General features: G+C 58.0%; 7 protein-coding genes. 2 read left to right on the forward strand and 5 right to left on the reverse strand.

Features of this window, described 5'->3' with window-relative positions:
* The first annotated feature begins 1 nt into the window (after position 1).
* Together TK06_RS03860 and TK06_RS03865 are read left to right on the forward strand one after the other, a co-directional pair.
* Complete coding sequence (locus tag TK06_RS03860) at positions 2-2134, forward strand: autotransporter outer membrane beta-barrel domain-containing protein (protein ID WP_086936558.1); 2133 nt, start codon at positions 2-4, stop codon at positions 2132-2134.
* A 235-nt stretch (positions 2135-2369) separates the two neighbouring features.
* Complete coding sequence (locus tag TK06_RS03865) at positions 2370-3863, forward strand: hypothetical protein (RefSeq protein ID WP_063320902.1); 1494 nt, start codon at positions 2370-2372, stop codon at positions 3861-3863.
* Positions 3864-3907: 44 nt separating this feature from the next.
* Here the strand turns inward: TK06_RS03865 and TK06_RS03870 are convergent, their stop codons facing one another.
* The 5 genes from TK06_RS03870 to TK06_RS03890 form a co-directional block, all read right to left on the reverse strand.
* Positions 3908-5005 carry a fimbrial protein gene (locus TK06_RS03870; protein ID WP_063320903.1) on the reverse strand — a complete coding sequence of 366 codons (1098 nt, stop codon included), beginning with the start codon at positions 5003-5005 and terminating at the stop codon, positions 3908-3910.
* Between the two features lie 61 nt (positions 5006-5066).
* The gene (locus TK06_RS03875; protein WP_063320904.1) at positions 5067-7574 is read right to left on the reverse strand and encodes a fimbria/pilus outer membrane usher protein; all 2508 of its coding nucleotides are present in this window, start codon (positions 7572-7574) and stop codon (positions 5067-5069) included.
* Between the two features lie 25 nt (positions 7575-7599).
* A complete protein-coding gene (locus TK06_RS03880) occupies positions 7600-8361 on the reverse strand; it encodes a fimbrial biogenesis chaperone (RefSeq protein WP_063320905.1) in 762 nt (253 codons plus the stop codon).
* A gap of 109 nt (positions 8362-8470) precedes the next feature.
* Positions 8471-9019 carry a fimbrial protein gene (locus tag TK06_RS03885; protein ID WP_063320906.1) on the reverse strand — a complete coding sequence of 183 codons (549 nt, stop codon included), beginning with the start codon at positions 9017-9019 and terminating at the stop codon, positions 8471-8473.
* Between the two features lie 253 nt (positions 9020-9272).
* Entirely contained in the window at positions 9273-14360 is a 5088-nt protein-coding gene (locus TK06_RS03890) for an RHS repeat-associated core domain-containing protein (RefSeq protein WP_063320907.1), read from the reverse strand.
* Positions 14361-14367: the final 7 nt, after the last annotated feature.

The following is a 14367-nucleotide window of genomic DNA, read 5'->3' on the forward strand; positions in this document are numbered from 1 at the left end:
CATGGTCTGTCAATTCACTCAGGCCCGTACATTGACGGACGAAGACCTGACCATTGGCGCTGGGGGCAGTCCCGACAATTATCAGCTGTTTGGTAACTCCACCCTGACCGCCAATGGTGCCTCCACCCAGGATATTCAGGTGGCTATCGGTGGCACGGTCAATCTAAATGGCACGACAGTCACAGGTGGATCCAGTAACGGCGTGGAGTTGGTCGATAGTACTGCAAACATTGCCGCCAACAGCACCGTGACCAGCAACGGTATAGCGCTGGCCTTGACGGGCAATGTGTTGGGGGCCAAAGCCACGGTCACGGACAGCTCGCTCATCGGCGGCGCCCGCGGCGCCTCCCTCAGTGCTGCAAGTGAGCTGACGCTGAGCAACGCCACGGTGACTGCAACGGGTGCCACGGGCACGGGTATCGTCAGTTTCGGTGGCGCGGTCCAGGCCAGCAACAACACCCGAATCACGGGCGGTCAGAACGGTGTTGTCTTGCGTAATGACATCTCTTCGGTAAAGGGAAACCAGCTAACGCTGGATGCCAGCCATGTCGAAGGCCTGAATGGTGCGGCCATCGTCGTGAGCAGCGTTGCCGGACTCCCTGATCGCGAAGCGGTGATCGACGTGAGCAATGGCTCGACCCTCAAGGGCAGCGATGGTGTGATGCTGCAAGTTACGAACGATGGCATGGCGGCGCTGAATGTCGATAACAGCGTTCTGCTCGGTGATGTGGTGGCTGAAGCGGGCAGTATCGCGAAGGTGGCCTTGAGCAACTTCGCCACCTTGACCGGGCGCCTGGAGAACGTCGATACCCTGGCGGTCAATAGCTCGGGCAAATGGGTCATGGTCGAAGACAGTCAGCTAAAGAATCTGTCGATGGCAGGGGGGGAGGTTCAGTTTGGTCAGCCTGGCAGTTTCTATACCTTGTCGGTGGAGAATCTCAGCGGTAACGGCAACTTCATCATGCATGCGGACTTTTCCAACGGGCAAGCCGATTTTCTGAATATCACGGGGACAGCAACCGGTACTCATACGCTTGACGTGGCCAGTACCGGTGTGGAACCGACGCTGACCAACCAGCGCATCCATGTCGTCCACGCAGCCAGCGGCGATGCTGCGTTCTCGTTGATCAATGGCCGGGTAGACTTGGGTACTTATTCTTATGATTTGCTCAAGGATGGCGCCAATGACTGGTATCTCGATGGTGCGAGCAAAACCATCAGTCCTGGTACGGCCTCGGTGCTGGCGCTGTTCGATGCCTCGCGTACGGCCTGGTATGGCGAACTGAGCACGTTGCGTTCGCGCATGGGCGAAGTGCGGATGAACCAGGGGCAGTCTGGCGGCTGGATGCGGGCGTATGGCAACCGCTTCGATGTTTCTGCCGACTCCGGGATGGCCTATAGGCAGACCCAGCAGGGATTGGCTTTTGGTGTGGATACCCCCGTGCCGTCAGTTGGGGATGGACAGTGGGTGTTTGGCCTGATGGGTGGTTATAGCCGGTCCGACCTGGACCTGATTCATGGGACCTCGGGCACGGTCAACAGCTTTTATGTCGGTTCTTACGCCACTTGGCTGGACGCCGAGAGCGGTTACTACTTCGACGGCGTGCTCAAGTTCAACCGCTTCCAAAATGAGTCCAAGGTCAGTCTCAGTGACGGGGCACAGGCCAAGGGGCGGTACAACACCCATGGATTGGGCACCACGCTGGAGTTTGGTCGGCATATCAAGTTGGACGAAGGTTATTTCATCGAGCCTTTTGGGCAAGTCTCGGCGCTGGCGGTTCAGGGCAAACGTTACCAATTGGATAATGGCATGGCTGCCGATGGCAACCGGAGTTATTCCTTGCTGGGCAAAGTGGGTGCAAGTGCCGGTCGGGATATCGACCTGGGTAATGGACAGATGCTTCAGCCTTACCTCAAGGCAGCGCTGGTCAACGAGTTCGCCAAAGACAATCAGGTCAAGGTCAATAGTACAAGCTTCAACAATGACCTTTCCGGTTCTCGCCTGGAGTTGGGAGGTGGCGTTGCCATGAAAGTCGCGGATAAAGTGCAAGTGCACGCCGACGTCGATTACAGCCAAGGCAAAAAGATTGATCAGCCATGGGGAATAAACTTCGGCGTGGAATACAAGTTCTGATCAGCTTTGTTTAAAAGGTCAGATCCGTGGATTGTTTTCACGAGACGGCATGAGGGTTAGTCAAACGAGCAAGGACCGTAACGGTCCTTGTTTCATTTTTCATGAACTCTTTTTTGGAGTCTGTCAACTGAGCAGTTCTGTTAGTACTCAACGGTTTGGTTTTGGAATCTAATGGGCTTCTCTGGACAGTAGTGGCTTTGGAGGCGTGGTTACTCATGTGTTGATAGGAGGGTCCATGATGTCAAATTCGAAAAATTCCAGTACGTTCGGCAAAAACCAAGTCCCGATTTACGATCCGCCTACGGTCGTGGCGTTGCCAAATATCGACGGAGGCGAAACCAATCTGCTGCATAAGAGCGCCCTGGTAGCGCCCTTGCCCATCACTATTCCCAAGTGGTTGAATTCCTGTCCCAAGCCCCATGAGCCGGAGTGGGTCACGCTGTATTGGGGAGGCGATGATCTGGAAACAAAGACCTGGACCGCCCAGGTGCCCGATGCGGATCGGGTATTTTATGTTCCGGTCCATTTACTCATCCATGGTGAACATTCACTTTATTATTTTCTACACCTGTACAACCTGGCCGAGGCTGACTCTTTTGATCTTACCCTAACCATCGATACCCTCAAGCCGCTGCTCAACCAGACCGACGACCTTGCGCAGTTTCCTGAAGCGATCCTGACAGGTGGGGTAACGGCCCAGTATCTAGAGCAGAACAACGATCAAGTGAAGGTCGGTATCCCCCGTTATGATGAGCAGCGGGGTGGTCCCAAGGTCGGCGATATCATTACCTTGTATTTGAACGAAAAAAACGGAACCGGAGAGCCAGATCAGCTAAAGGTCGGTGAATTGACTGTTCCGCACCCGGTACCCAACGTTCTTGAGGGCGTGTATGAGGGGCAGGCGTTTCGCGACTTTGGCGATCGTGTGGGGTATGCGCGATATCGTGTCGAAGACCGGGCGGGGAACATCAGTGAGTTGTCGGGGCGGGTTGAGCTGGATGTGAAGGCTGCACCGACACCGCGTGATCTGTCCTATCCATGGGTGAGAGAAGCCTCCGGCAACCCGCAGGCCAGTCGGCTCGATCCGAACCTTGCGGCTGTCGTTAATAATGGCGTCATTGTTGCCATCCCTCAAAACGCGATCATCTCGGATACGGAGACCGCCGCCGTACTGTTTGGTGAAGAAGGTGGTTTCGGATTCTATCGCGCTGACACACCCATCGTCACAGGAGGGCGGGAGTACCGCATTCCCAAGGAGTATGTCGCCCGAAACCTGCGAAAAAACATACCGATAATCTTCGAGGTGACCGGTCCCAATATTCCCACACCGCTTGTGTCTCAGACGCACAGCCTGACGATCTCCAGCCTGAGCGGCGGGTTGCCGGTCCTTCAGTCCACCAGTTTTAATGCGACGACGTTGAGCTTGGCCAACATTCCCGAGGGCGGGGCGGCTGTTCTCAGGCTGGGTAGCTGGAAGTACATGGCGACGTCACAGTTCCTCAGGGTCGAGATGAGGGGATTGCTGAGTGCGGGAGGCGCTCACACCGTGACGATTCTCGATGCTCAGCCTGTGACTTCGGTGGGTGAAATGCAAGCAGGACAGATACTCAAGACGGAGCTTCGCAGATTTCAAATCGGTGAAAAGCTCACCTTCATCGCGAAGGTCAGCTTTGACAATAAGCAGACCTGGCACGACTTTCCAAGCATAGATCCTCAATTAACCAACTGACCCTTGAGCATGAGGTATTACCGTTTCAGCGATGCGCCTCGCGCTCATTTGTAGGTCATGGTGAAGTTCAACGCGCCTTTGGCCACACCGGGACCGACGTGAGGCGCTAACTGGTAGAAGCGTGCGTTGAAGTCCAGCACCGTCGTGCCGGATGTGATGGGCACCAGGGGAACCTCCATACCCAGTGCGACAGGGGTCAGGCCGTCGCCCCTGAGGATCTGAACACCTACGCCCGATGCTCCAGAGTCTGCGGTCAGGCTGAAAATGCCGTTGTTTTCATCAACGGGGACGGACCCCAGAACACCATCGAGCTTGATCGTTGCGACGGCGATATTGCCATCTGACGGGTCGGCTTCGCAGGCGCTGAGCGTGATGGTAAAAGGCGCAAGGGTTGTGCCGAAGCCGGGGCCTGTGAACTCGGAGGTGTCCCAGGTCCCTAGTGGCACTGGATTGACGCTTACCGGGTTGCCCGAGATGCCGCAATGAGCCTGAATCACCGTGCCCACGGGGCCTACGCCGAACCCTTTGCCGACGCCGGTAAAGGTCCCGCTGAACAGCTCGCGGCCATCCAGTGGGTTGGGACCGGTCGCAATGGGGCCGGTTTTGATCAGGGTGGTGTAGGTCCGCAGGTTGCGCAGTGTAAAGCGTATGAACGTGGTGATCTGGTCCTGATAGCCATCGAAGGGCACGATCGGGCGATAGGTCGGTCCGCCGATGGGGATGAAGGTGTTGTTGCCGCTGCCATCGAAGGGAAAATCCAGGCGGATCAAGACGCCCACGCCGGGAATATTGGTGTTGAATACCTTGCCGTTCACATCGAACCCGTCAACCGGCGGCAACTGGCCGGCGAACAGCGGGGCGGTTGGCTGGGCCTGGAAGTTGAGGATGGTGCCGGGGGTATCGACGCTGCAGTCCAGTTGCGAACCACCGCCGCTGGTGAAGGTGTGTTTGTTCAAGGTGCCGATGACACTTCCTACGGCAGCGTCCCGAGGGACATAAAGCGTGCCCAATTGAGGCTGGAAATTCAGGGGGCCACTTCCGGCCTCCCACCAGCAAGTATCGGCGGCGGCGAATGCGGATGAAGTCGGGCTGCCGGTGACCAGCACCAGGGATGTCAGCAGCAGTCGTGTCGATTGTTTCATGGTGTTTCCTGTGGGATCGGGCATGACAATAGGCTGTTTGCCAGTGGCTGGGTGGCGCGTGTCAATGGCATGTCAGCGCCTGAATGCGGTAGCCCTGCACCTGCTCCATCGTCTGCGGATTGACGTCCAGCCGGCATTGAGGGGCGTCGCCCGGTGCCCAGCGCACGTTAAGTTGTTGTGGCTCGGGCCCTACAGAGAGCAATACCTGGCCGGCCTGGCCCACGGTACCCAGAACAGTGCCCTGGGCATCGCTGACCTGAGCCCCGAAAGGCAGGGCCTGGCCGTTAGCCGTCTGCCCGCTGATCAGCAGGCGATTGATGGTACGCGCGGTGAAGGTGGTCTTGACCACGGCCCCGCGGCGTGGGACGACTTGCGCTGTGCCATTGTCGATCTCGATTTCAGGGCCCAAATCATCCGTTTGCAGGGACACCTGGTTCATTCGATAGGGCCGCAGGTAAGGGACCAGCGCGAAGCCTTGGGCGTTGGTTTTCACGCCCGTCGCGTTCTTGACTCCCACACCGGGGATATCCGGTACTTCAACCAACGCCAGCGTTTCTCCCAGGTACGGGCCAGCTTCGATACCATCGGCATGAAGCAGCAATGCGCCGCTGGCGTTCAGTGAGGTCGTGCGGTAGTGGCTGCTTTGAGTGATCCCGGCGCCGACGCTGCCAGTGGCCCCTTGATAACCTAAAGCCAACTCGGCTGACTGTCGCTGTTGCGAGTCGTGGCTGATGCTGGTTCGATAGTTGAGCCGGTTCTCAAGACTGTTACCACTCAGGCTGGCCCTCTGGCTATGGCGTCCGGCGTTGTTCTGTACGTCGAACGTGGCAGTGCTCGAAGGCATGAAGTCCAGCGGCAATGATACGCTCAACCCCATTTGGCGCTGCTCGCTCATGTTGCGTTTGTCGTTATCTCTGAGCGATTGCAAGGCATAGACGTTATAGGTCACGCCTTTGTGTTGGGTATTGAAGTTGAACTGGAACTGGCGTTGGGTGTTATTCGTTTGCCAGTAATCCTGGTGCGAGAACGTCAGGTTGACGGAGCTGTGTTTCCCGATTTTCTGGTTGATTGCCGCTTCGAGGCGGCTGCGTCGGCTACCGAAAAAACGGACGTCGTGCTCGCGGTCGCGCACAGCTTCGTCGAAATCGCGGTAACCCTCGGTGGAATAGCGATAGCCAGCGAAACGCAGCTGGGTCCCGCTTTGGAATGATTTGCCGTATTTGACCGAGTAACTCTTGCCTTGCACGTCCTGGCTTGCCTGCGTATCGGAGTGACTCAGGTCCAAGGCCAGGGCGCCCAGCGCACCCAAGTCCCGGGAGGCCCCCAATGTGACGGCCCGATAAAAGTCGCTGCCCATCGCGCCGCCATATAACGTCGTGCTCCAGCCGAGCCCCCAGGCCAGCGTACCTTGCCAGAGCAGAGGGTGGTCACCCTCGCTGATGGCGTTGTAATGCCCGACTGTCGCGCTGTAACGCCAGAGATCTTCGCGCAAAAGATTGCTGAGTGTGGCGTAAGGCTGCGTGTAGCGATGAACCTGGCCATCGGCTTCGGTTAATACGATTTCCAGTTCACCGCTGCCGCCCACGGTAGTGAGATCATCGATTTCATAAGCGCCGGGGCTGACATAGGTGGAGTAGATCGGGTAACCGTTTTGCAGGACTTCGAGCTTGGCCCGCGTCTGGGCCACGCCTCGTATGACAGGGGCATACCCCTGAAGGGCATCGGGCAGCATGTCTGGGTCCGAGGCAATGATTGCGCCCTTGATGGGCAGGCTCCTGAACACATCGCCCCGGGTAAAGGTTTCACCCAGGGTCAGATTGGCTTGCAAGCCGGGAAGATCGCGCTGGGCATAGGTATAGGCGCTGCTCCACTCGCGTTGGTTCTGTTCGTTGCGGCGTAACGTCTGGTTGCTGCGCAAACGCCAGGCGCCCAGATTCAGCCCACTGTTGAGGTACAGGTCATCACTCTGGCTGGAGCCGCCTTGTTGATGATTGCTCTGCTGCGCCGACACCTGGTAATTGATAAAGGCCGCGTTGATTCCGTGATCCCAGCGCTCGGGGTCGGCATAACCTGACTGATTCCTGCGCATGGCGATCTGAGGAACCGAGAGTGACAACCACAGCTTGGCGCCTTCGAATTCGATATTGGCCCCGGGGATTACGCTGGCCAGGTCGATGCAGTCGGTGTTCAGCGCTTGGTTGTCGGCCAGGCCGTCGAGACGTACGCCCAACTCTTGAAGCAAATCGGACGATAGGCAGGGCAGCAGGTCGCCCTCGGGGCTGAGGCTGAAGTCGAGCTCACGCAGGCCAAAGGAGCGCCGGTTGATTTGAAGTTCGACCCGATAGCGCCCCGGTCCAAGGTCCTGACTTTGGCCCAGCGCACTGAGTGCCAATGCCCCGGCATCGCGGGTGTATTCCGGATGCTGGCGCAGGAAACCGGATTGGAATTCAACCGTCGCATCGGCCAGCGCGGGTGTGATATCGAGCAGTGCCGTACTGGCACCCAGGGCGACCCAGTGTGCCAGGCGTGCTTCGCCGCCGATACCCGAGCGTTTCAAGAGTCGAGTCATTAAAAGTGTCCGAGAGCGCATGGCGTCACAGTGTTGGAGGGAGCTGCACGGGGGCGGTCAAAGGCGCGCTGAAAGCGCCGTAGTCATTGACTGTGGCGAAAGTGACCTGCAAGCCGGCTGTCGGTTTGATCCGGCCCAAGGCAAATGTCTGGCGTTGCAGCGGTGCCGACATGGCCGGGTTATTCAGTTCTTCGGATTGGCGCTGGTCGCTGACTTCAAGCCGGCTGAATGAGACATGGAAGGGGGTTGGGTTGTAGACCACCAACTGCGCCGAGCCGTTGACCTGCTCAATCGACCACAGCAGATCCTTGAGGCGGGCTTGCGGGTTGTCCTTGATTTGGCTGGGGCGATAGAACAGTTTGATCCGGGTGCGCAGGGCGATATTCAGGGCGTTGGCGTGGCTGGTATCGGCCTGGGGAATTTCCTGGACGTTGAAATAGAACAGCGATTCACGGTCCGTCGGCAAGGTGTTGGGGAGTGCATTGATCTGCACTTGTTGCTCCTTGCCGGGGTTGAGCCGGAACAACGTGGGTGACGGCATGAAGGGGACGGCGGTGGTGGTGTCGTCGGCAGCGGTGTTTACCCAGGTTTGAACGGCAAATATATTCTCGCTGGGGTTGGCGATGATCAGCGAAACACTGCGTTTGTCACTGTCGAACACCACGCGGGTGCCGCTCAGGCTCAGCGCCGCCTGACTCTGGGAACTCTGGAAAAACAAGATCGACAGTGCCGCGCAGGCGCCGAGAATTGACCGCGCGGCCCCAGGCTGCTTGATGAACGTGAACATAGAAAAGTACCGGTGGATCAGGCGCGGGACTGCGCCTGAGGTGCAGTGCGCTTGCGCCACGGGGAGTCCGGCTTACAAACCGGCAACTCATGGCGTGCGCGGGCGGAAATCAGATGATGTTCACAAGGAACATGATGTGCGCCGAGGCAGGTCCCGGCGTTACCGTGGCAGCGGTCGAGCGATAACGGGCATGGAAGAGCATGTCGGTTTCGCCGCCGGCGACCAGGTTGTACGCGACGGAGCTGGTGCCGGGTGCGATGGCGGCGCCTGACTTGTCGCGGATCGCGATGGACACGCCCATCGCATGGCCCGGTGTCGGGGCAACGGCAAAGTAGTCGCCGCTGCTGTCGGCGGCACCGTTGAAGGTCGTAGTGGCGGTTTGGCCAGGGGCGATCACACAGCCTGAGCCGCCTTTGACGCGCAGGACAAAGTCCTTGCCCAGCAGTTCATCCCCGACCTGGGTGAAGTGACTGGCATCGACACTGCCCATGTAAACGGTATTGCCGATGGTGCCATCGCCTGGGTTGACGACTTCGATGGGGCAGGTGCTGGCGGTGATTTCACCTTGGAAGTGGATGGTACCGGTATTGGCAAGCGCCGCGGTGCCTGCCAGGCTGGTTGCCAGGCCAAGGCACAGGGCGAGGGAAGTTTTTTTCATGGTGGGAATCCAGTGGATGCAGTGCTCGGCATTCAAGGCGTGAGACCGGACGGGGCGCACTGCGATTTGGCCGGTGTCGATAAGGTCTCTCTGGATAAGTTTAAGAAGCGGCGTGGGGGCGGGATATGAGAGAGTTCTCATTGTGAGCGTGGGGTGTCAGGGAGGTGGAACAGAATGTTTCGGGGGGGGCAGGCACCAACCGAGACCGAGGTGTTCTCGGTCAGGTTGGTGTTCAGGTGAGTGAGGGGGGGAGTCACGCAATTCTCAAATTTTCATTGATCAACTCGATCAAAAATGTGTTCTTCAGATGTTTCGGTGCTCCGCTGGCCCCCAATATTGTTTCGAATGTTTTTTCACCGAGCACATTTCCCGCGTTAGCAGCGGCGTTAACGCTGGCTCCTTTTCTTTTTGCTGCCACTGCGACGGCGAGCTGGTCCTTCGCAGTTGCAATGGGCCTGTTCTGAGGACCGCCGGTTTTATTGAGTTCTACCCCCTCTTTAATCTGCTCTAATAAAGTTCTTTGCGGGTTGCCAAGCCCATGTGCTTGCGGCTTCGGCGAGGGAGGGGGAGCGGGAGGAGAAGGGGGCGCTGCAGTTTGTCCTGCCGAACTCACCTTGGCTGAATTGCGATAGTAAGGCAGGTTACGCCTCAGTACCGCTCTGGGTATTTCCACTGGCACGGGTGTAGGTGGGAGTTCCGCGGCCCCGCTCATGACGAGCGCGTTGGACCACTTAGACGTCTGGTTTGCTAGAGCGCGTCCTATAGTGTAACCACCGACAGCGCCAACCAAGCTAATTCCCATGCCCGCGTAGTCCAATATCTGGCCCACCAGCAAAGCGTCCTCATTATCATCGGGTGTTGCCGCTTTGATCACCGTAGTAACGAACCCCAAACCTACGGCAGTCACTGATGCTACGTTAGCAATCACAGCGGCAGCCAATGCCAGGCCACTCAGACCGCCTGTGGGGACCCAGGTAATGACAGCAAAGATAGCCGCAACGACAGTCACGGCGGCGCTGATAGCGACAGTGACCCAGTTTTTACTTCGTTTGTACGCGCCCGGAACCCGATCCTCATCCGGGTGTTTCATGCGCGAGACCGAACTCACATGGCCCGTCGGGTCCTTGAAGCGAATCGGGTTACCCAGGCAATAGCAGTAGGGGTTGACGCCACCGGCACCGAAAGGGCTGAAGGAGTCCGGGCTGTGAAAGCGCATCAGCACCGGGTTGTAGGCGCGATAACCGTTGCCCAGCAGGTACCAGCCACTGCTACTTTCCCGCACCTCGCCATTGAAGGCCCGAACGCTCAATAACGGTTCTTCGCTGCTGCGCTCGCCGTAGGCGCTATAGATAGCGGCGCGTAACGCGGCACCTTGGCATTCGCCCAGTACACTGCCATTGGCATCGGTGAACAACAGCAGGTTTTTCGACGGATCACCCGGTTGGTGTTGGCCCAGGACCTGGTCTGCGGCGGTGAAGAAGTGGGTCTGTGCGGCGCTCTGGACGGTATAGCTCAGTTCGTCACCCTGGTAGAGGCGCAAGGATTTCGCCTGGGTACCCTCCTGGGAACTGATCAGGCGATCATGCCCATCGTACTGGTATTGCATGACCGGTTGCTGGCTGACGGAGCGCACTTCCAGCAGGCGGCTCTGGCTGTCGTAGCGCAGCAATTGCCCCTGCTCATCGTTACGCATGTTGCCATTATCGTCGTAGTCGAAGGTCTGTTCCTGCGTGGGGCCTCCATCGAGGCTGCGGGTCATCCTGACCAGGCGACAGCGGTCGTCGTCGGCGTAGAAGTATTCGTTGACCTCGCTGGCCCCTCCCGAAAACTGGCTCACTCGTAGGGTGATGTTGTCCAGGTCATCGAAAACGTACATTTGTTGCTCGATGGCGCGACCGGCTTCATCCTTGGGCAAATCCCGGCCCGAGCAGGTATGGACGCTCAAGCGGCCACGGTCGTCGTAGTCGAACGCCTCCAGGAGCAGGCTGTTCAGAAGGCCTGCCTCCTCGACTTGCAGATGACGTGACTTGAGCTGCCCGTCGGGATACCAGACCTGCTCGATGGTCCGTGTCGAATGCCCCGGCAATGTGATCGTCCGCAGGATTTCCTGATCCTGATCGTCATACGTCAACTCGGTGATGAGCGTGGTGTTGGCGTCAGTATCAACGCTGGTGGTTTTGCTCAAGCGACTGAGAGCATCGTATTCGAATGTCGCTTCCAGGCTACCCTGAACGCTGCGCGTAACGAGTCCCGCGCTGTCGTATTCGTAGACGTTTTCGACGGTGTTGAGGTGGTTGATATCCAAGCGCTTGCGCAGTTGTCCACCCGATGTGCTGATGTATTGGGTTTCCCAGGACAATCCCTGCTCATCGACCCATTGCTCACTGCGCACCTGGTTGGTGATGTCGTATTCGTAGTGACGCGAACCTTGCTCGTTCTGCGCCTTGACCAGACGAGCCGAGACCGGGTGGTAGTCAAAGGCGCTCTGTGCATCGGGCGAATGAATGGCGGTGGGCTGATCGGTCAGTTGCAAGTTTTTGTATTCATAGGTGATCACCGCGCCGGCGGCGGTGGTTCTCGTGTTGGGTTGCAACTGATCGTCGATGTAGCCGAGCGTTTCGCTGCGCATGCCGGTCTGGGTTTCGGTCAGGCGTTCCAGGCCGTCGAAGGTCTGGGTGCCGATCAACACGGGGTCGGGTGAACTGCCGGAGGCGGGTTTCACCCACAGTGCCGTGGGCAGTTCCGAGCGGCTATGGGTGGCATACTCGCGTGATACCACACACTGGTCCGGCAAGGTGGTGGTGACCATGCGGGACCAGGGGTCATAGCTGTAAAGCGTCTTGCGTTTGAGTTCGTCGACCTCTTGTGTGCAGTTACCCTGGCCATCGTACTGGTAAGTGCGGGTGGCAAGCACCTGGCCCTGTGCATCGAGGCTGGCTGTCTGCGCCGGTTTGTCCAGCGAGTTGATGCGGGTCTCGCTTTTGCCACTGATCATCGGAGAGTGGCCAGGGCCTTGCCGCCAGCGGGTCTCCACCAGACCGTTCCAGGGAGATGGGTGACCGACGGCGATGCCGATGGGGTTGAATTCGGTGTGGGCCTGCACACCGTCAGGGCCAGTGACACAGGACTGTTCGCCCCAGTCGTCATACTCATAGGTGGTGGTGTAGGCGAAGGAGCGTCCTTCAAAATAATCGTAGCGGGTTTCTTCGATCAGCTCGCCCAAACCGTTGTAACGAGCCTTCCAGGTTTGTTCGACGCGCGTGGGGTTGGTTTCGCTGACATTATCGCGCTCTTCATAAATCTGGCGTCCCAGTCCGTCAATTTGAGTTCGGGTGGTGATTCCACGTGTGTTGACGGCATCTCGCCCACTGAAGTGCCCCACGCCGGCAGAAGGGAAATACCGATAGGTGCGTACAGCCTTGAATTCGCTGCTTCGGGGCGCCGTGGTTTCACGAACCAGCCGTCCTAGTTTGTCGTACTCATAGCTGATTTCCATGTCGCTCGAGTGCAACAACAAGAGCTTTCCGGTCAGTGCCGAAGTTTGCTCGATATTGACTTTCTTGACACCGTCGAAATCGGTACTCAAGGTCGTGGTGAGCTGGATGGCGGGTTCGGGGAAGTCGACGCCGAAGAGTCTTTTGTAATCAGTATCAGTGTAGGTGGTGGCGCCATTGAGGCGTACAGCCTGCCGCGACAATTGACCATGACGTAAAGGGTCGTTCAGGTCAGTCCAGTATTGGTAGGTGGTGCTCTGCAACGTCTCCTCTCGTTCTTGGGGGGTGCCGGCATCGTGCACTTGAACCAGAACTTGCTCGTCGAGCGTGACGGGCCTCGCGAGCGGGGTCCTGGCCAGTGGAGGTATTTCGATGTAGCGGTAGTGGGTCCGCACGGTCGGGGCCGGCTCGTGGTCCGGTGCGGGCGTCACCGTGCTGCTCTTGACTTTGCAGACAAACCCATAAGGGTTATCGGGGAAGTCCTCTTCGCCAGAGGCGCGATAGTAGACGTTGGTGGTGGTGATGCCACTGGCCTCAACGTGGGTCAGTTCATTGCCGGAGCTGTCGTAGGTGTAGGTCTCTGTTTCTGCGCGTTGACGTGTCGGGTTGCTTTTAAGCCGCCAGCGATTGATCACCTGCGTAGGCAACTGATAGGTATTCGGTTGATCCAGCACCGAGCCGTTGCGCAAAGGGTAAACGGTTTCGGTTTCCTGGATGTTGTCACCTTGTGTCGTGGTCTGGAGTATGAGCGAGTGGAAACGGTTGAACGTGCGTTTGACACTGCGCACAGCTTTTCCCGCCAGGTAATGGGTTTCCACGGTGCTGTAGTCGTAAGTACCGCTCTGATAGATCAGCGGGTCCTTGTTGTCGGTGCCCCATTGGATCGGCAAGGTGTTGCCCAGGAAGTTCTTATCATCCGGATAGGTGTATTCGACTTGCACCTTGTCCGGGTTGTCAGGGGCGCCATCGGGATAAATCTCGTGACGGCTGACACGTGGCAGGTAGCGGCCTGACGGGCCGGGGAAGCTATGTTCGCTGTCATAGACGATCAGTTCACTACCGCCCAACGGGTTTTCCACCTTGGTCACCACGGTGTGCCCATGTTTGATCGTGTAGTCGAATCGCCAGTAACCCCGTTGGCCGGACTCATCGGCAGGCAGGGCAATGGTGCGGGCATATTTCAGCTCGCCCGAGTCGAAAGTCATCGTATAGCGCGCCCGCGCAGGGAGCGCCTCATCGACATTGGGGTAGAGATCCAGATCCAGTTTGCCGGCGTCGCGCCGCACGCTCAACAAGGGGATCCCCGCGTCGTCGTTGACCGATTGCAGCAGCGTGTGTCCGTTGAATGAGGTATAGGCAAGGACCAGCCTGTGGCCCAGGGGGCTATAGATTTCGATCGGAACGGCGACGCGGTCGCTACCCATGCCGCGCTCTCGCAAAATTTCCACGGTGCCGGTCTTGTGCACCAGCATGAACTGTTTCTTATCTTGAAATGGCGTGTATTCGAAGAATCGGAAACTGTCGAGTTTTTTGGTCTCCATCAGCAGTTCCCCGTCCACGCCATTGGCGGTCACGGTGTGGCGTTCGCCTGTGCTCGTGGATAAAACCTGCTTGTTCATATCGTATTCGGACAGCTGCACATTCCAGCCGATGCCATAGCCGCTGTCCGTTGTGTTGAGAGCGCTGAAAGCCAATGCCAGCGAAAACCCCGGGCCGCGCAAATCGTTGCCCTTGAGTTCGGGTAAGTCGAGGGATATCCGGTATTGCCCGGTACGTGGGTCAACGCCACTTTGCAGCGACTGCATGAAGTTGAATGCGTTGGAGGGAACGGAAGTATCGGCACTCATGGGGGCA

The sequence above is a fragment of the Pseudomonas fluorescens genome (assembly GCF_001623525.1).
Lineage (GTDB): Bacteria > Pseudomonadota > Gammaproteobacteria > Pseudomonadales > Pseudomonadaceae > Aquipseudomonas > Aquipseudomonas fluorescens_Q.

Bases quoted from the DNA above. Each gene is read 5' to 3' on its own strand.
- TK06_RS03860 (WP_086936558.1), top strand. From the start codon at position 2: ATGGTCTGTCAATTCACTCAGGCCCGTACATTGACGGACGAAGACCTG.
- TK06_RS03865 (WP_063320902.1), top strand. From the start codon at position 2,370: ATGATGTCAAATTCGAAAAATTCCAGTACGTTCGGCAAAAACCAAGTC.
- TK06_RS03870 (WP_063320903.1), bottom strand. From the start codon at position 5,005: ATGAAACAATCGACACGACTGCTGCTGACATCCCTGGTGCTGGTCACC.
- TK06_RS03875 (WP_063320904.1), bottom strand. From the start codon at position 7,574: ATGACTCGACTCTTGAAACGCTCGGGTATCGGCGGCGAAGCACGCCTG.
- TK06_RS03880 (WP_063320905.1), bottom strand. From the start codon at position 8,361: ATGTTCACGTTCATCAAGCAGCCTGGGGCCGCGCGGTCAATTCTCGGC.
- TK06_RS03885 (WP_063320906.1), bottom strand. From the start codon at position 9,019: ATGAAAAAAACTTCCCTCGCCCTGTGCCTTGGCCTGGCAACCAGCCTG.
- TK06_RS03890 (WP_063320907.1), bottom strand. From the start codon at position 14,360: ATGAGTGCCGATACTTCCGTTCCCTCCAACGCATTCAACTTCATGCAG.